Source organism: Paraglaciecola arctica BSs20135, assembly GCF_000314995.1.
GTDB classification, from domain to species: domain Bacteria; phylum Pseudomonadota; class Gammaproteobacteria; order Enterobacterales; family Alteromonadaceae; genus Paraglaciecola; species Paraglaciecola arctica.
Map to the genome: position 1 here is coordinate 70,729 of NZ_BAEO01000029.1, position 18,856 is coordinate 89,584.

Annotated in this window: 17 protein-coding genes; 9 read left to right on the plus strand and 8 right to left on the minus strand. The window is 40.4% G+C overall.

From position 1 onward, the window contains the following. Positions 1–22 precede the first annotated feature (22 nt). The 3 genes from fahA (at position 23) to GARC_RS11250 (ending at position 3,116) form a co-directional block, all read left to right on the plus strand. Positions 23–1,336: a fumarylacetoacetase gene (gene fahA / locus GARC_RS11240; RefSeq protein WP_007619993.1), complete on the plus strand. Its 1,314-nt coding sequence runs from the start codon at positions 23–25 to the stop codon at positions 1,334–1,336. A 9-nt stretch (positions 1,337–1,345) separates the two neighbouring features. Continuing rightward, positions 1,346–1,975 carry a maleylacetoacetate isomerase gene (gene maiA / locus GARC_RS11245; protein WP_007619994.1) on the plus strand — a complete coding sequence of 210 codons (630 nt, stop codon included), beginning with the start codon at positions 1,346–1,348 and terminating at the stop codon, positions 1,973–1,975. Positions 1,976–2,117: 142 nt separating this feature from the next. Next, the gene (locus GARC_RS11250) at positions 2,118–3,116 is read left to right on the plus strand and encodes an LLM class flavin-dependent oxidoreductase (RefSeq protein WP_007619996.1); all 999 of its coding nucleotides are present in this window, start codon (positions 2,118–2,120) and stop codon (positions 3,114–3,116) included. A gap of 10 nt (positions 3,117–3,126) precedes the next feature. On the opposite strand, the gene GARC_RS11255 is transcribed toward GARC_RS11250, so the two are convergent. Together GARC_RS11255 and GARC_RS11260 are read right to left on the minus strand one after the other, a co-directional pair. Next, on the minus strand, positions 3,127–3,468 hold the full coding sequence (locus tag GARC_RS11255; protein ID WP_007619998.1) for a 5-carboxymethyl-2-hydroxymuconate Delta-isomerase: 342 nt from the start codon (positions 3,466–3,468) through the stop codon (positions 3,127–3,129). Positions 3,469–3,712: 244 nt separating this feature from the next. After that, positions 3,713–4,168 (minus strand): hypothetical protein, encoded by a 456-nt coding sequence (locus tag GARC_RS11260; protein WP_007620000.1) that lies wholly within the window; start codon positions 4,166–4,168, stop codon positions 3,713–3,715. Positions 4,169–4,994: 826 nt separating this feature from the next. Between GARC_RS11260 and GARC_RS11270 the strand changes: the two genes are divergently transcribed. Together GARC_RS11270 and GARC_RS26335 are read left to right on the plus strand one after the other, a co-directional pair. Then, the gene (locus GARC_RS11270; RefSeq protein WP_007620004.1) at positions 4,995–5,804 is read left to right on the plus strand and encodes a ferredoxin--NADP reductase; all 810 of its coding nucleotides are present in this window, start codon (positions 4,995–4,997) and stop codon (positions 5,802–5,804) included. Between the two features lie 508 nt (positions 5,805–6,312). Continuing rightward, a complete protein-coding gene (locus tag GARC_RS26335) occupies positions 6,313–6,459 on the plus strand; it encodes a transcriptional repressor (RefSeq protein WP_007620010.1) in 147 nt (48 codons plus the stop codon). Here the strand turns inward: GARC_RS26335 and pdxR are convergent. Further along, the gene (pdxR, locus tag GARC_RS11275) at positions 6,456–7,931 is read right to left on the minus strand and encodes a MocR-like pyridoxine biosynthesis transcription factor PdxR (protein ID WP_007620018.1); all 1,476 of its coding nucleotides are present in this window, start codon (positions 7,929–7,931) and stop codon (positions 6,456–6,458) included. The two genes, GARC_RS26335 and pdxR, sit on opposite strands and share 4 nt — an antisense overlap. A gap of 87 nt (positions 7,932–8,018) precedes the next feature. Between pdxR and GARC_RS11280 the strand changes: the two genes are divergently transcribed. The 3 genes from GARC_RS11280 to GARC_RS11290 all read left to right on the plus strand — a co-directional run bounded on the left by GARC_RS11280 (position 8,019) and on the right by GARC_RS11290 (position 10,120). Then, positions 8,019–8,633 carry a GNAT family N-acetyltransferase gene (locus GARC_RS11280; protein ID WP_007620020.1) on the plus strand — a complete coding sequence of 205 codons (615 nt, stop codon included), beginning with the start codon at positions 8,019–8,021 and terminating at the stop codon, positions 8,631–8,633. 4 nt (positions 8,634–8,637) lie between these two features. Then, positions 8,638–9,258: an FMN-binding negative transcriptional regulator gene (locus GARC_RS11285; protein ID WP_007620022.1), complete on the plus strand. Its 621-nt coding sequence runs from the start codon at positions 8,638–8,640 to the stop codon at positions 9,256–9,258. A gap of 100 nt (positions 9,259–9,358) precedes the next feature. Beyond that, positions 9,359–10,120 (plus strand): potassium channel family protein, encoded by a 762-nt coding sequence (locus GARC_RS11290; RefSeq protein ID WP_007620024.1) that lies wholly within the window; start codon positions 9,359–9,361, stop codon positions 10,118–10,120. A gap of 155 nt (positions 10,121–10,275) precedes the next feature. Here the strand turns inward: GARC_RS11290 and moeB are convergent, their stop codons facing one another. Continuing rightward, positions 10,276–11,028, minus strand: a complete 753-nt coding sequence (gene moeB / locus GARC_RS11295) for a molybdopterin-synthase adenylyltransferase MoeB (RefSeq protein ID WP_007620026.1) — start codon at positions 11,026–11,028, stop codon at positions 10,276–10,278. A 540-nt stretch (positions 11,029–11,568) separates the two neighbouring features. On the opposite strand from moeB, the gene rho reads away from it, so the two are divergent. Next, positions 11,569–12,528, plus strand: coding sequence for a transcription termination factor Rho (gene rho / locus GARC_RS11300; protein WP_007620030.1), 960 nt, complete (start codon positions 11,569–11,571; stop codon positions 12,526–12,528). A gap of 62 nt (positions 12,529–12,590) precedes the next feature. Here rho and GARC_RS11305 read toward each other — a convergent pair whose 3' ends face one another. From GARC_RS11305 to GARC_RS11320, 4 genes are all read right to left on the minus strand, one after another. Then, positions 12,591–15,707, minus strand: a complete 3,117-nt coding sequence (locus GARC_RS11305) for an efflux RND transporter permease subunit (protein ID WP_007620032.1) — start codon at positions 15,705–15,707, stop codon at positions 12,591–12,593. Then, positions 15,700–16,800 (minus strand): efflux RND transporter periplasmic adaptor subunit, encoded by a 1,101-nt coding sequence (locus GARC_RS11310; RefSeq protein ID WP_007620034.1) that lies wholly within the window; start codon positions 16,798–16,800, stop codon positions 15,700–15,702. Before GARC_RS11310 ends, GARC_RS11305 begins: the two co-directional genes overlap by 8 nt. 190 nt (positions 16,801–16,990) lie before the next feature. After that, complete coding sequence (locus GARC_RS11315) at positions 16,991–17,530, minus strand: manganese efflux pump MntP (RefSeq protein ID WP_039989387.1); 540 nt, start codon at positions 17,528–17,530, stop codon at positions 16,991–16,993. An 85-nt stretch (positions 17,531–17,615) separates the two neighbouring features. Next, on the minus strand, positions 17,616–18,836 hold the full coding sequence (locus GARC_RS11320) for an esterase/lipase family protein (protein WP_007620036.1): 1,221 nt from the start codon (positions 18,834–18,836) through the stop codon (positions 17,616–17,618). Positions 18,837–18,856: the final 20 nt, after the last annotated feature.

Below are 18,856 nucleotides of genomic sequence, written 5' to 3' on the forward strand. Positions count from 1 at the left end.
AAAACAATTTGAGAGAAAAAATATGTTAATGATCAATGAAACACATAATGTGAAACTTAGCAGTTGGGTTACTAGTGCCAATACTGATAGCGATTTTCCGATCCAGAACTTACCTTTTGCAATTTTTAAGCGTAAGGGCCAAGAAGAAGCATTTCGAGGTGGCGTAGCCATTGGTGATCAAGTGGTAGATTTAGCCGCCTTAGCCAAACTCGATCTATTCAGTGGTAAAGCACAAACAGCATTAGAAGCGGCGAACCAAACTACTTTAAATGCTTTGATGGACTTGGGTGTTGAGACCAACTCTGCACTAAGATTGGCATTATCTGAGGCTCTACGGACAGACTCACCACTACAAAGTGCAATAGCGTCCACTTTGGTTGCTCAAGCAGATATCGAGCTTGGTATGCCTTGCCAGATTGGCGATTATACTGATTTTTATACCTCTATTTATCACGCCACTGCAATTGGTAAATTATTTCGCCCTGACAACCCATTATTACCTAACTATAAATGGATACCTATTGGTTACCATGGCCGTTCTTCCACTATAGGTGTGTCGGGTCAAAAATTTCATCGGCCAGTAGGACAAACCAAAGCGCCTGATGCCTCCGAGCCGAGTTTTGGCCCTTGTAAACGTTTGGATTACGAATTAGAAATGGGTTTGTTTGTGGGTAAAAGCACCGAGATGGGCGATCTAATCAACATTGAAGATGCCGAACAACATCTGTTTGGCGTATGTATTTTTAATGATTGGTCGGCACGGGATATTCAAGCATGGGAATATCAGCCTTTAGGGCCATTTTTAGCGAAAAGTTTTGCCTCGACTATTTCACCTTGGATAGTCACCATGGAAGCCTTAGCGCCCTATCGCACTAAGTTTACTCGCCCAGAAGCCGATCCTCAGCCATTGCCACATTTGAGTAGCGAGCAGAATAATCAACATGGCGGTTTAGATATCGACTTAAGCTGTTTTATCCAGACCCAAGCTATGCGTGATAACAATCAACAAATGGCACAACTATCTAAGTCCAACTTTAAATATTCTTATTGGACACCAGCACAACTGATAACTCATCATGGGAGTAATGGTTGTGCCATGCGTTCAGGCGATTTATTAGGTTCAGGTACTCAGTCGGGACCCACATATGAAGAAGCAGGTTCGCTACTTGAGTTGAGCAAAGGTGGCAAAACCCCTGTTGATTTGCCAAACGGCGAAAAACGCACATTTTTAGAAGATGGTGACAGTATTATTATGCGCGCATCGTGCAGTAAAGACGGCGCGACAAGAATTGGTTTTGGAGAGGTAGTCGCGACTGTTTTACCAGCTAAGGTATAGGCCTTAACCATGAAATTATATAGTTATTATCGCTCATCTGCTGCTTATAGGGTCAGGATCGCCTTAAACTTAAAACAGATTGAGCATACTATCGAGCCAGTCAATCTACTAAAAAAGGAACACAAAAGCGCAGACTATTTAACTAAACATCCACAAGGATTAGTGCCTTGTTTAGAAACCGATGATGGCCAGTATTTAGCTCAATCGGGCGCCATTTTGAGTTATTTAGATACACTATATCCTAGTTCGATATTGTTACCGCCTGATCCCTTTCAGGCGGCTAAAATTCAAAGCTTTGTGGATATGATTGCTTGCGATATCCACCCTATTTGCAATTTACGCATACTCAATTACCTTACAGAGGTACTCAAAGTAGATCCTCAGCAAAAGTTAGCTTGGTATAATCACTGGATAGTGGTGGGTTTTGAAGCTCTTGAGTCAATGTTAGAAACCACAAAATATAGCTTTGGCGATCAAATTACCTTAGCTGATGTGTATTTGATCCCACAGGTATACAACGCTTTGCGATTCGAAGTAGACATGACTTCATTCCCCAACATTATGCATACCTATAAAAACTGCAATCAAGTTGACGCTTTTATTAAAGCTGCGCCAGAAAATCAAATAGACACAATTTAACGGGTCTAAATTGAGGTTTATATGCAAAAATATCCTTTGTTGATTACCTATATCAATGATAAATCAAAAACAGTTAAGACCGCCTAGTCTGATTCACTTATGATAATGTACATTTAATTTTGTTACATCCAACAGGTTACCTATGACATTGCCATTCTCACTTTTAGACTTAGCGCCTATTGCTGAAGGTTCAAGCATTGCTGACGCTCTTGATAATTCACGTCAACTGGCAATACAGGCCGAACAATCAGGCTATAACCGAGTTTGGTTGGCAGAACATCACGGCATGTATGGCGTGGCCAGCTCTGCCACCGCTGTAGTCCTAGGACATATTGCCGCAGCCACATCTAAAATTAGAATTGGTTCAGGTGGTGTGATGTTACCTAACCATTCCCCACTAGTGATTGCTGAACAATTTGGCACATTAGCTACCTTGTTTCCCAATAGAGTAGATTTAGGCTTAGGACGTGCGCCCGGCACAGATATGGCAACAGCCAGAGCATTGAGACGTAACCTCACGTCTGATGTGGATAATTACCCTGCAGAGATCCGTGAACTGCAACATTATTTAGGCGCACCACAAGCAGGGCAAAATATTGTTGCTGTACCAGGAGCCAATACCCATGTTCCTATTTGGTTGTTAGGGTCAAGTTTGTATAGCGCCAAGCTTGCAGGTCAATTTGGCCTGCCCTACTCTTTCGCCTCTCACTTTGCACCAGATCAACTATTCGATGCAATTAGTCTTTATCGTTCATCGTTTCAAGCGTCAGAACAATCTGAAAAGCCATACATGATGGCAGGCTTGATGGCGGTGGTTGCCGACACTGACGAAGAAGCCGAATATTTATTTACTTCTGTACAACAACAATTCATGAATTTACGCCTTGGCGTCAATCGCCCTTTTGCTAGGCCAGTGGATGATATAACAAAGATTTGTACTGCAGCAGACCAAGCGATGTTGTCGAATATTTTACGTTACGCTTTAGTGGGATCAAAGCAGACTGTAAGCGATAAACTAAGCCAATTTATTGAAGCCACTAAAGTAGATGAGTTGATAGTGTCTATGCCAATACATAATATGCAAGCACGCTTAAACAGCGCAAAGTTGTTGGCAGAAACAGGCCTAATGAAGGTCTGCTAAACAATTGTAATTAGTACCAAAAATCTACAAAGCTGGCACGATGAATATCCACAACTTCCACAGACACAAAAACGCTACTTAAGCCTAAGGTTTTAAGTGGCGTTAGTACCGCGTTCGAAATCTCGATTTTTTGTTGATCGCTGCGTCCACTTAAAATATGCGCAGACACATGAAGAAAGTCTTTATACTTATCGTGCAAACGAAAGTTTGCACGAGGTTCAATTCGAATTTTAATGGCTTCTGGTGGAAAATGACCGCTATCCTTTGCGCCTTCAAACACCTTATCCATTAGGGTATCAGCATCAATTTGTTGAGTTAGCGATCCACTGTATTCAATTACAAAATTTGGCATTGATGACCCCCCCTATAAATACAGTACTTAAGATTATACATTTTTTGAGAAACTGAATCGTTATTTTAAAACCAGACTACAATTTGATAACCGATTATTCGCATCATTTATATAAAACTAAAATATAAACAATCTAAGGTGTAGATGGACATTTTAATATCCATTAACCAATAGGTATTTTCACTAGCTAAGCTAGAAATAATACCTAGCCACTAACATAGATACTCATATTCATGAAACACAATTAATGAACCTGCGAGGTAAAAATCGGTTGCTCAAACATATGTTTTACCTTGAATTGCTCTTGGTTTGTTCTGATAGAAAACAAACACTCTTGAATATACGCTAACCTCGGTTTGTTACCGAAAGATGTATCCGCTGCCAGCTGAAGTTTTTGTTGCGCTTGTTTCAATATTAGCTGCGCACAATCATGTTCATTTAAATGCTTAAAACTGGAGGCAAGTAACACGGCCAATGACGTTAACCTAAACAATAAAAAAGACTCACCAGCCCCCTGCAACTCCATCAATATTTCTGTTGCTTCAAACGCACAACCCAAATGAGCAATCGCCTCATGCCAGTTTTGCTGTTGTAAAAGTGTCTCACCTTGCTGTTGTGAATTTTCTAAATAGGACAGCGCTTCTTGAGGATGGAAATACACCCAGTCTCGATGGACAGGACAAAGAAAATTAAGTGCCATAAGTGACTCATTTATAGTTAACTCGATTAAGGTAACGATATAATAATCACACATCAAATACAAATGAGAATCATTTTTATTTACATAATAAAAATCAAAGTGTATTATTAATTTGTAGGCAATATATCTAAGGAGAGCGTAATGATTAAAATGATTAGCACCATTATACTGTTGACTAAAAGCAGCGTTATTTTGGCGCATGAATTACAATCACTTGAGTTTTTTAACCGTGAATTGCTACATTATTTGCTATTTGATTTAATTTTTATTATTTCAGTCTATTTTTTATTTTACCTGGGTAAAATAGCATTGACTCTCTCCAAGCCAAAAATGAAAAACACTTTTTCTATTTATTCCCAATTTTACTCAGAACCGCCATCCAAAAATCGTTAAACACCAGTAGCTTGATAATGAGGCCTCTTTCAATTTCGCCCAACACAAAGTAAGTATCTTTAAACCTTTGCCCTTAGGTTAGACTCTGCAGGGATCTCCATGGAGTGGCTTTTCCATCTAATTCAGAGGTTTTAAATACTTGGGGTAATATTTTTACGATGTAAAAACAACAAATTTCATCTTCTTCCACTTCAGCTTAACAACCGCCCAAGATGGTTCAAATGACAAAGGGTTTAGATAAGATGTGTGTCCAAAACAAGCAGTACTAAGAAAACGACTTCCTAGAAGAAGTTCATGTTTAAACATAGCCATGTGTTATTCCATAACTGTATTGTGTTTTACTTCAAAAAACAATAAACGCGAATGAGAATAGTTCGTAATTATGCGTATAATATGACATAATAAATTTATTTTTAAGAGGAAGATAAAAACAATGAGAAACACAGTTGTAGAACAAGTCACCCAAGTTCATCATTGGAATGAAACACTGTTTAGTTTTAAAACAACTCGGCAGAAGTCTTTTACTTTTGAAAATGGTCAATTTGTAATGATAGGTATTGAAGTTGAGGGTAAACCCTTGATGCGTGCTTACAGTATTGCCAGTGCAAATTACGAAGATGAATTAGAATTTTTCAGTATCAAAGTGCCTGATGGTGCACTCACTTCACGCTTACAAAAAATTCAGTCGGGGGATGAACTCATATTAACCACTCGACCTGCAGGCACTTTAGTGCCTGGTTATTTGATCCCCGGTAAAAACCTGTACTTACTGAGCACTGGCACCGGACTGGCGCCTTTTATGAGTATTATTAGAGATCCTCATATGTATGAACAATTTGATAAAATCATCTTGGTCCATGGGGTGCGAGTTGCATCAGAACTGACCTATCAGCAAGAAATAGAGCATACCCTGCCCAACAATCCATATTTTGGAGATTTGATCACCCAGAAACTTCTCTACTACCCAACAGTTACCCGTGAAACTTACCAATACAATAGCTTAAAAACCATTGATGGTTTGCGTCCACATCAAGGGCGTATAACGGATTTACTAGAAAGTAATCAACTTAGTGAGGACTTAGGTTTAGACAATATTGATCCACAGCACGATCGTTTTATGATCTGTGGCAATGATGGCATGTTGCAAGATCTCATGACAATTTTAGATAACAAAGGTTTCTCTAGAGCTACATCTCGCACCCAAGGCCATTATGTAATTGAACAGGCTTTTATCGAAAAATAATTAGTATGGATCAACCTAAGCCATCACCTAGTACATGAAAACCAACAGTAATGGAAATAATAGATATCATATCTATCGACAATAAATGTTGAAGTCGACTAGTAGAATTAGTTGATTTTTGTCTCCTTTCTCTCTTTTTGTTGACCTGTATCATCGTCTATTTATTGACTAGAGGTAGCTGGAAATTAGACGTTAATATAGATGCCTTTGTCTAACTCTATTTGCATAGGTTGTAGGGGGGAGATATTCCGTTTTTTACATTTTAATTGTTCATTTCTCAACACTTCTCAAATAATGTTGATAATGATTTTCATTTAGATTAGTCTAGTTTTGCTCTTGGGTTAAGTTTCACTGGTCCTGGCTTAACCTTATGCCCGATGCGGACACAGTAAAATGTGTCCGCATCGTTTTACCCTCTACATTCAATAGCGTTACGTAGCATTTTAATATTCACACTCACCAGTCCACCACTAAATAATACAATCGCGGATAGTTTGGAAATATTACGATGCAACAAACCAAAGAGCTAAAAAAATCAGCTTTAAAGGTAACCTATCCAAGAGTAACAATATTAAACATCCTCAAACAAAAAGACTCCCAACACCTGAGTGCCGAGGATATTTACAGAATATTGCTTGAAAGCGGCACGTCTTAACCCAAGTTCAGGTTAACTAATCTATTAGCTAATAATTCTATGCCCTCAGCAAATTTATTTTCGCTCATTCCTGCAAACCCCAAGCGAATATAACCATTGCGGTCGCGTTTATTATTCAGTTGAAACTGTCTTTCGTGTTGGATATATATGCCCATTTGTTGGCACAAATTAGCTAACCACTCGGCGCTGGGTTTTCCTTCATTTACCTCAGTACCATGCTTTAGTTTTACCCAAAGTGCCATTCCGCCATCGGGGGTATCAAATTCAAAACAAGAGTATTTTTTCAGCACTGAAATGGCATGATCTCTACGCTGCAGATTGACCCGAGTGGTGCGTCTTAAATGCCTTGTAAAACCACCACTTTCCATCCATTTTGCTAACGCAGCTTGCATCAACACATTGCTTTTATGACAGATCAATAAACGGTATTCAGTCACTGCTTTTGCCATGGCTTTACTCACTGCCATAATGCCAATTCTGGCACCAGGAAACATGAGCTTTGAAAAGGTAGAAAGGTAAATAATCAGTTGTGCGGGATCTTGGGTTGCCATGGGCGCAAGTGGCTGACAACGATAATGAAATTCATGATCGTAATCATCTTCAACTATGGGAATATTGTGCTGTACTGCCAGCTGATAGATGGCCATTCTACGACTCATAGATAAGGTGACAGTTGTAGGGTATTGGTGCAATGGTGTTAGATATATCAACCTAACGTTACCTTTTAATATTTGTCTTTCCAAAGCGTCTGGGCACATGCCTAGTTCATCTTGCTTTACCCCTACCAACTCAGCTCCAGTGCTACGAAACGCAGCCATTGCTGGAGGGTATCCCAACTCTTCCACAGCCACTTTATCACCCGATTGTAATAACAATTGAGCCACAATAAATAGTGCTTCCTGAGACCCATTGGTGATAACAATTTCACGTTCAGTAATGGCTCTGGATTTACGAAGATAAATTTTTACTTGGTCTATTAATTCAGGCGTACCAGCACTTTGCCCATAACTCAATTGTGCAGTATTGGGCCTGGACAATACATCAGACATACAACTCTTAATCTCAGCAAAAGGGAACAATGCTAAATCAGGCTGACCACCCGCAAAGTTATACTCAAAGTCATTGGCGGGATAAGTCGGTAATGGAATACCCGAGCGCACCAAGCGGTAGTCCATATGGCTGCTATTGTCTGCAATCTTGGATAATCTTTTGCTCTGCTCTATAGGCAGATTATGCAGCACTTTATACCCTACCCTTTGAATTGATTCTATCCAGCCTTCTGCAACCAGTTCAGCTAAAGACTTCATCACAGTGTGCCTGTTTAAGCCTAAATCTTCGCTTATTGATTTGACCGATGGCAACTTATCACCCGTTGCCAACTGACCTTGCCTAATGGCACATCTAACAGTTTCTGCTAGTTGTAAATACTTGGCTTGGGAGCTGTTTGTATCCTGTAGTTTAAATACTTTCATTGGTCTAGTTAAAAATAAATTATTGGTTGATTTAATTAGACCAAAATATAGTAATAATAGCGAACCAAACTTAGTTGGACACAAATAATGGCTTTAGAATCAATTATATTAGAAAACGAATATGTGGCACTTAAACCTATGCAAACTGAGCATATTCAGGGTTTATTTACTGCAGGTAAAGATCCATCTATTTGGCAATGGACTACAGCTAACTATTGTCAAACCTTAGCACTCAGTAAAAATTGGGTTGAGTATTGCCTTGAAAACGCCCGTTTAAATCTGCAACTGCCTTTTGTTATCGTGGATAAAACTCAGGACAAAATAGTTGGCTCAACTAGCTACTTGAATATTTCACTAGAGCATAAATCCATTGAGATTGGCTTTACGTTTTTAGCCCCTAGTGCCCAAAGAAGTCACATTAATCGGCGCTGCAAACTTTTACTACTAAGTCATGCATTTGAAACATTAAAACTTAATAGAGTGGCATTTCAAACCCATGAAAAAAATCACCGCTCAAGAACTGCAATTTTGGGTATAGGTGCAACTTTTGAAGGTATTCACCGTGATTGCCGCATTCAAAAAGACGGCAGCATTCGCAGCAGTGCCATATTCAGTATTATCAAACCAGAGTGGCCACAAGTTAAGTCAAAACTACTAGCCAAGTTGACTACACCAACAATTCTTAATACCACGGACGAGTAGCAGTATGTTTGTTCCAAATAAATTTAATATGCAAGAGATAGCCGATAAACACCGCTTTATTGCAGAGTTTGGCTTTGGTGTGATGATTTCTTCTGAGGACAATCTATCAGCCACACACCTACCTTTTGTTTTGCAAACAGACGAAGGCGAACAAGGTGTGTTGTATGCCCATTGCGCCAAAGCCAATCCCCACTGGAAAAGTATTGAAGCAGCCAAAGTATTAGTCATTTTTTCTGGGCCACACAGCTATATATCACCGAGTTGGTACACCACTAAACCCGCAGTACCAACTTGGAACTACGCGGCTGTTCATGCCTATGGCATTGCCTCATTATTAGATCCACAAGAAACATTAAAAGTAGTAAACCAAGTTGTTGAAAAATATGAACCGCAGCTATTGATTGACCAAGACATAGTGACCGAACCATTCAAACATCAAATGTTAGCAGCCATAGTTGGCTTTAAGATTGAGTTAACAAAACTAGAAGGCCAATTGAAGTTAGGGCAAAACAGAAGTAAAAACGATCAAGCTGGCATTTACGATGCACTTAACCGCTCAAGTAGTTATGAAGACTTAGCCCTTGCTAAGTACATGCAAAAACTAGGTATGAGTGATCTGGACTAAATTTGGCACTACAACAAACCTGCCCTTGCAGTTTCCTCATTGCTTAGATCAGAGATAGTGTTTATTCTAACTCTCCCCCAAAATCAATTAATCCCAATCTATGCATCAACAAATTGACGATTTATACAACGGTAACAATAAAACTTCGGCTAGATTTCGTTGGGGCTTATTAGGGTTTGACGCAGTAACCATTCTGTACTTTGTTGTTTCGTCGTTTTTTCATTATATTCACGAAATGCGTTGGCTAGAGATTAGTATTGGCATTATCTATTTATTAGAGTTTGCTGCACGTTCGTATATAAGTAAAAGGCGTCTTCGCGATATTTTTCATCCTGTTGGCTTGGCTGATTTGATCGTTATCGCATCATTATTAGCGCCTACACTGGCTGCAAATTTTAGTTTTTTGCGTATCGCACGAGCCTTACGATTGTTACGTTCTTATCACGTGATTAAAGCTTTACGTCGGCAATCCAGCTTAGTGCGGGCTAACGAAGAAATCATCTTTAGTGTAGTTAATTTACTGGTTTTTATCTTTGTTATCACTGCTATTGTATTGGTTAGTCAAGAAGGCAAAAATTCAAGCATAGCCAACTATGTCGATGCCCTATATTTTACTGTTACCACTCTGACTACCACAGGTTTTGGCGATATTATCCTATTAGGCACAGACGGGCGGATATTAGCGGTGCTGATAATGATTTTTGGGATTTCGTTATTTTTGCGCTTAATCCAGACTATTTTTCGCCCCGCGAAAGTTAAATATGCATGTCCAACATGCGGCCTAAATCGTCATGATAGTGATGCAGTGCATTGCAAACATTGTGGAGAGATAGTGCGTATCAAGACTGAAGGTAGACTTTAGAAGCTGTAAAACATTGCGCTTATTGATAACAAACCTAGTGAACAATAGCTGAGTCATACTGGAAAATAAGCAAGCCAGACAATGAACATATATTTAGCTATTGGTTAACTAAATTAAGCCTTTACAAAGTGTCCACTGTTGGTGGTTTAGATCAATCAATTGCAGACACTGCAGTTTGGATTTTTAGACACTTTAAACGTTTGCCAACTTGACGTCATTCCATCAAACATCATCAATTTATTAATATTGCTTTGTCCGTAATCACACAAGATTTTAATGGCTTCTAACGCTTGCATAGCTCCGATAATCCCCACCACAGGAGACATAACTCCTGACTCTACACAGCTTAAATTTTGCTCTCCGAAATAAGCACTAATACAGGCATAACAAGCAGTATTTTGTTGCGGAACTATGTTTATCAACTGGCCCTCCATACGGATCGCCGCACCTGAAACCAAAGCAGTACCTGATTGATAACAGGCCTGATTAAGTGTGTTTCTGATAGCTAGGTTATCAGTGCAATCTAACACCATATCGAGGGAAGCAATTAGCGCAATATAGTCATCTAAACCAAGGCGTTTTTGTATAACATTAATTTTTATATCACTGTTCAATTGTTCTAAGGACGCCTTAGCAGACAAACATTTGTTAATACCTACATCTGCTTCGCCATGTAATACCTGACGCTGTAGATTAGTTTTTTCGACAATATCATCATCGATTAAGGTTATTTCTCCCACACCAGCCGCCACCAAATACTGCGCGGCGGCGCAGCCCAAGCCACCTACCCCAACAATTAACACTTTGGCGTTCAGAAGAATTTCTTGTTTTTCTAAGTCGAAATTAGGCAATACTATTTGGCGGTTGTAACGCATGGCTTGTTCGGTAGTAAGAAATTGCTTAGGCACGTGCTATTTTAATTTAATGATTAACAATAATGGATTTGTACCATTTGAGAACAACTGCCGCAATGCTCAAATTCCTCATAGCTTAGATAACCAACAAATAGCGCTAGGGATCGCCTTAACATTCTCTAAACATCACAGATAATAACAAGATCTTGGGAAAGTACGGTGTTTCCCTAAGTTAATTTAAATGCCTAGTTTGGACTAAGAGCAAGAAATAATATGCACAGTGGGTTTACCTGTTCAAGTAAGAACAAAAATCAAAGTGGTTATAGTTGTTAGTCTGCTATATGATTCACCTATAGGACTTGGTTTATTTATCTGCGCCTTTGACTGGCAGCGGCACCTAACTGGCAGCAGCGCCTAACTGGCAGCAGCGCTTAACTGGCAGCAGCGCCTAACCAGCTGCAGTGCATTTAGCCAACAGCAGTGCTTTCTCCCCGCTTTGGCTCAATTTGTTAACCAAGAATTAAATATACACCTATGATAATTTACCAAAACACCTCGAAAGCAATTAATTCTCTATCCTTATAAAGCGGTATCATGACAAGAAAAATATTATCTCTAAATGTCAAAAGACACAAAGAAACTAAACAAGTAGATGAAGTGGTCAAAGATGTATCTATTGATGATCCAGAAAAGCATTTTTTAAATGGCGTAGCCGTCAATCCTTTTCAGTGTATTCGCATGGAATTAGGTTCTGAGCAATTTACGACACGGGCTATGGATTTACTCACGCCAATAGGTATGGGTCAACGAGGCTTGATTGTTGCTCCACCTGGCTGCGGCAAAACCACCATTTTAAAACACATCTGCCAGGCCGTAGGAAAGGCTTATCCCGATATAAAGCTTTATGCGTTACTCATTGATGAGCGACCAGAAGAAGTGACTGATTTTAAGCGCAGCGTGCCAGCACAAGTACACGCTTCATCCACGGATGAAAGTTATGAGCAACATGTGCGTGTGGCCAACAACCTTCTGAAAATCGCCCGCCGACAAGCTGGCGAAGGTCACGATGTCATGATTGTGATCGATTCTCTCACAAGGCTATCACGGGTACATAATGCAGCACGAAAAAGCAGCGGTCGTACTATGTCTGGAGGACTTGACGCCAGAGCCTTAGAAATACCTCGGAAACTGTTTGGCGCAGCTCGAAAAATTGAGAATGGAGGGTCACTAACAATACTTGCCACCATACTTGTTGATACCGGAAGTCAGATGGATCAGGTGATATTTGAGGAATTCAAAGGTACAGGTAATATGGAAATCGTTTTATCGCGGCAGATTGCAGATCAGCGAATTTTTCCTGCACTGGATATTGCTAAAAGTAGTACCCGTCGTGAGGAGTTACTCCTAAATTCAAAAGAAATCGAAAGTGTAAGAATGTTGCACAGAGCATTTGCCCATTTAAAACCTTTAGAGGGCGCCAGAAAACTGCATGAGTTACTTGAAAAATACCCGACAAATGCAGAGCTGTTAGAGCGTTTTTCACCAAAGGTTTGAAAGTGATCTTTTGAAATAAACCAAGAGCAATATCAGTATTTTCAGAGTGTTCACAATCATATTTAACCTGAACTCGGGTTATTTACAGTTTGCAACTTTGGCGCACGATTTGACGCTAAAACCATATACACGCTTGGCAGTACTAAAAGCGTAAACATGGTGCCAACTAACATACCTGCTACCAAAATTATGCCTATGCTATTTCTAGCTTCAGCTCCTGCTCCTGTCACTAACACCAAAGGGAAATGCCCCAATACTGTAGCAGCGGTAGTCATTAAGACTGGTCGCAATCTGGTTTGTGCTGCGAGTTGAATCGCTTCAATTTTGGCGTACCCCTGCATCTGCATATGGTTTGCAAATTCCACAATTAGAATGCCATTTTTAGCTATCAATCCCACTAGTGTAATAAAGCCCACTTGGGAGTAAATATTAATAGTGGTGAAATCCAGAAAAGAGAACATCATCGCACCAGCCAGTGCCAAAGGTACCGAGCCCAGTAACACCACAAGAGGATCGCGAAAACTATTAAATTGAATAGCCAAAACTAAAAATACAAACACCAATGCCACTAGTAGCACACCTTCGAGCGAGTTGCCTTCTAGACGAATTTGTCTTGATTCGCCTGCATAATCAATATTGTAATCTGTAGGTAGAAGCTCAGCAGCAGCTTGTTCTAACGCGCGTAGTCCCTGCTCTTTGGTTGTACCTGGAATAACCTCACCATAAATTCTAAAAGCATTTTTTTGTTGAAACTTAACTAACACTCTTGGAGCAACTTCGGTTTCAAGCTTAGCGATAGAACGAATAGAAACAAGAGCGTCCCTTGGTGTGCGAATTTGTAAGTCTAATATGGCATCTGGATTGACTCTTTGGTCTTCATCCACCATAGGGATTACCCGATAGGCACGACCATCTTTATTGAAACGATTCACGAAGTTGCCAGATAACAGCACATCTAACTGGCGACTTACACTCGCCAAATCCATACCTAAATCAGCTATTCGCTGACGATCTAATAAAAATCGCGCTTGGGGTAAATCAATTTTCAAATCGGTTTCTGCGAATAAAAACTTACCACTGGCCAAGGCTGCAGCCACCATTTTATCAGCGTAGATTTTCATATCATCATAAGCATCAGTACTTAATACCGCCATTTCAACAGAGAAATTACCTGCTGTAGGTAAAGCTGAACCCAATACCGGAAAAGCTTTTAAACCGGACACAGATGACAGTGCACCAAAAGCCTTCCAAAACATATCTTGCACTCCCTCGCTACGCTCTTTTAATGGTGCAAGCTCAACACCACCAAATGCCCCAACAGGGTTGACAATCTGCCACATAAACTTACTACCATCGAGCTGTTTCATCACATCCACCACCTCGTCCATATGTTTAGTGGTGTATTGCAAAGATGACTCTGGAGCGGCTTCTACAATGACTGTGATATTAGATTGGTCTTCAGTGGGCGCGAGTTCTTTAAGTGACAATAAATAAAAAGGCACACTTAACAAGGCCAAAAATACTGCCACTGTTAATACTTGTGCTTTAAAATCTATAGTGCGTAACAACAACTTACCGTAACAAACTTGTAACCATGCAAAACCAGCATTGATTTTAAGGGTGAACTTTCCTTCTTTACCACCTTGTGGGCAAGCATATGCGCTCATAATGGGTGATAGCGTTACTGCCACAAACCCTGAAATCAATACCGCAATCGCCAAAGTAAAAGCAAATTCTTTGAATAAGGCCCCGGTTAAACCAGACAACAGACCTATTGGTGCATAAACCGCTGCCAAGGTAATAGTCATACTGATTATAGGCGCCAATAACTGGCGGGAACTGATAAGTGCAGCCTGCATACGGCTCATGCCACTGCGCATATAACGCGCCACATTTTCCACTACTACTATGGCATCATCTACCACCAGCCCCACGGATAACACTATGGCTAAGACAGTCAATAAGTTAAGGGTAAATCCCATAAGGGTCATGGCCGCAATTGCGCCCAAAATTGAGATAGGAATAGTAATAAGCGGCACAAGAGCGGTGCGAAAAGAGCCCATCATAATAATCACAACTATACCCACCAAAATAATGGTTTCAGCGAGGGTGATAAAAATTTCTTTAAGCGCGTTACGCATGTATAAGGTGCCATCATAACCGCTAGTAATAGACAGCCCTTTGGGCAATGTTTGATTGATTTGGTCGAGTTTTTTATACAACCTATCGCCTATGTCAATCTCGTTTGCACCGGGCAGTGGCCATACCGATAGAAATATTGTGGTCTGTTTGTCCAAACGTGCAGTCACTTGACCTTCTACTTCGCCAATCTCTACATTGGCAATATCACTAATACGTATCTGCGCACCATTAACTTCACGCACTATAAGCTGCTTAAACGCCTCAACATTGGTCAAAGAGCTGTCGGTCATTAAGGCGATACGTTGTTGATTGTTCTCGCTCGCCCCTATGGTGGCAATTAGGTTGTTATTTCGCAGTGCATTCGCTACATCATCTGCAGCTATATTAAACGCTGCCATTTTTTTGGTATCTAACCATATACGCATAGCAGGAGAACGACCGCCCTCAAGACCCACTCTTTGCACCCCTACTATAGTGGATAGATTGGGTACAACACGACGAGACAAATAATCAGTTACTTCTAAGCGCGACATGCCGGCATTTATTTCATCGTATTCGACGTTTAAATAAAACACCGCAAAAGGTCTGTCTGCTCTAACAACTTGTACCGATGGATCTTCGGCTCCTTCAGGCAACTCAAAGCGAATTTGGTCAAGCCGTGAAGACAGCTCCGCCAATGCATCTGTGCTGTCTTCATTCAACTTTAACCATACATTAACTGTGCTCAAACCTAGGCTAGTGTTGGAGTCGATATAATCTACACCGGGCACAGACGCAGCCGCTCGTTCAATAGGTTCGGTAATAAAACCCTGCACCACATCAGCGGATGCACCTATATAGGGTGTGGTAATTTGTAGTGAAGCACTGGCGATTTTAGGAAACTGTAAAACAGGCAAGTCAATTGAGGCACGTATACCCACCAGCACTAACACCAAAGATAAAACTATGGCTACCACTGGACGCCTGCAAAACACATCCATAATTGAAGGTTGGGTGTCTTCCTCGCTAATAAGCAATTCGCCCTGGGTCTTATTCATTGACGACATTCCCTTGGGCAGAGGAAACTACATTAACTAACATACCTTCACGTAATTTAGACGAGCCTATAGTGGCAATAGTCTGACCAATATTAAGGCCAGACGTCACAATGGCCGTTTTGTTATCTTTAGCCTGCACTTCGATACTTTGACGAGTCGCACGCCAATCTGCGTTTTTATCCTTATTCAAAATAAATACAAATGTGCCAAATGCATCGTAACGCACTGCCACACTGGGTATCCTGACAACGTTGAGATTATTTCCAATTGACAGTTGCACTTCAACCAAAGCACCAGGTTTAATCTGCTTTGGCGTATTCGACCACAAAGCTCTTGCCCGCAAATTTCTAGAATCTAGGTCTATTTCCTGACTGAGAGCGATAACCTTAGCGGTATACACATCGGTCAATAAACTTGTTGAGCTTACCTGCACAAGCTCTCCTACCGACAAGTTTGCGTGCTCTTGGGGTACCAAAAAGTCCAACCACACTGCATCACTAACACTCACTAATCGAGTTATCAAAGTATTCACCGACAAATAGCTACCCACTTCAAGTTGATGCAAGCCAACCACTGCATCAAATGGCGCGATCAGTGTCTTTTTTCGAATAGTAGACTGTAAAGCACGCACGTTGGCTTCAGCCACAGCCAATTGAGCCTGAGCTCTATCAAGTTGGTCGCGGCTAGAAGCATTATTTTTGATAAGTTCTGAAAATCGATTCACATCCAGTTGGGCAATACTGACTTGTGCCTTTAAGGCCGCTAATTGTGCTTCTTCGTTTTCCACATCTAATTGTAATAACAACGTACCTTTAAACACTTTAGCGCCGGAAACAAAGCCAATTTTAGTTATGATCCCTGCTAATTCATTACGAAGGTCAAGGCTTCGAGAAGCAACAACTTCACCCATAACATTTAATTTAGATTGCCATTGGCTCTGCTCAATTATAATTGTCTGCACGGTTTCACTTGGCTCAGGAAACGACTCACCGAACGCGATGGCCGCCTTAATTTGATTAAATTTCACAAAACCCAACACACTCACCACAAGCAAACAAAATATAAATGTCCATACCCAACGCCAAATATGCATAGCGGCTCCTAAATATAAATAAGTGAAATTAAAATAAAACGATGGCTAAAAAAGACTTTTAGTTGCTTAAATATCGCAATAAAGTAGCAAAGTTAACAGAATTAATTTGCGGCAATTTTGCATAAGTAGGAATAAAAAAGCCGGTCATCAATCTTATTAATTGATGACCGGCAGGTAATTCAGCTACAACTCAAGTAAACAGTAATTTTACCCCTATTAATATGAGCACTACGCCACCCAATAGCTCAGCTTTGCTCTCAAGCCAGGTACCACTCTTAGCTCCAACAAATACGCCAATCCCACTAAAAACCAGAGTAGTCACACCTATAATTGCGCAAGCTAGAATAGAATTTATATCAAGTAGGGTGAGTGAAAAACCTGCTGCTAATGCATCTATGCTTGTAGCTATAGCTAAAACTATCATGACTTTATGGGTGATTTTTACTATGTCTTTTTCAGGGCCTCCTGCGACAGATTCATAAATCATTTTGCTACCTATGATAAAAAGCAGAACAAAGGCGATCCATGCTGCATATGCTTCAACCCAGCCAAAAATTTCCTTACCACCCATGTAACCAATCAATGGCATTAATCCTTGAAAAAAACCAAAATATAATCCAGCCTTAATGGCAAGAAATATGGTTTTATCAGTATGTTTTGCTCCCAGTCCTATAGAAACTGCAAATGCATCCATGCTTAATGCTAATGCAAGAATTACGACTTCAATCACTCTTTAAACCTCTACTTAATACAAATGTTAATTACGAAATATCACCATGGTAATAACCAAAATAATTACTTAACTTGAACTTTGGTTACCTGATCTCAAACCACGTTTTCAACACTTGATAAACCTTAAGGTCACTTAGTAGTTGCATATGATTGATGTTAGTACCGACCCATTTTTGATTGTCTGGGATCCTTAAATTAAACGCTGGGTTTTGATGCTCGCCCAACGCACTTTTTATCCTTACCAGCCCATCACCTAAAGGATTATTGATACTGTCATTAGCACTGGTTGCTATAGCGAAACACCGCACGCTTTCTGGCAAAGGCATAGGTAGTCGTTTATCACCACTAAACTCAAAACGTTCCCTTGTATTCCAATCCGCCCCTTGCACATTGCCATAGCGTAAATCAGTGATCCCCGCACTGCGCACTTTCACTATACGTGCAAACGGCACTGTGTATGAATGCGCCCCTAAAATCAAATCAATCCAGTTACCGGCTTTTTCAAGATCGGCGCCATGATGAGGCGTACCTAAAAACACTAACTTTTTGAGCATCTGAGGCCATTTGTGACCGCTATGTTCAGCCACATGAAATGCACTGCGAGCAACCAATCCTCCCATGCTGTGGGCCAAAACATTAATTTCCAATTTTCTATTGGTTAATTTTATCAGAGACTCCAATTCATCAGCAAATTGTTTACCGTTATCGGAAATATGCTGCCCAGTATTATAATGTAGGTAGATAGCACCCATACCCGACTCTTTTGCGAGTTCAGCGCCATGATCATGACCATCTCGACACCACTGCAAGTCATTCATACACAAGCCATGGATCATTATTAAAAGTTTGCCATTACTGTGATTTATAACATCAAGTAGTTGGGCATCACTCAACACTTCCCCATCTTTTTTAAAGTGCATTGGAATAGCCAAGGGATTATTGCGAAGCAAGAGATAATCGCCCAAGACTCCGTTTAATGCCGAGAGTAAAGCCTGAGCTGATACTGAATCTGGTTCAGAGGTTAATGTTTTACTAATCGCAGCAAGTGGCGTATCAATACTTTTACCGACCAATGCCGTTAGGTTACGGATATTGCGATACACCAAGCCACTTATACCGGAAAGTTGCTCCTTGTCAGTCGCTGGATTTTCGGCTGAAAGTGGACTTATGCGCTTATGCACTGATTCAACAATATCTGTGATAGCTAATATCGCATCAATGGTTAAACGACCCACTCCTTGAGTTTTGGAATGGGCGGCTTCAGCCAAGGTTTTCTGACTTGTATCTTTGGGACTATCGTTCATAGATATCGATTTGAATGTTC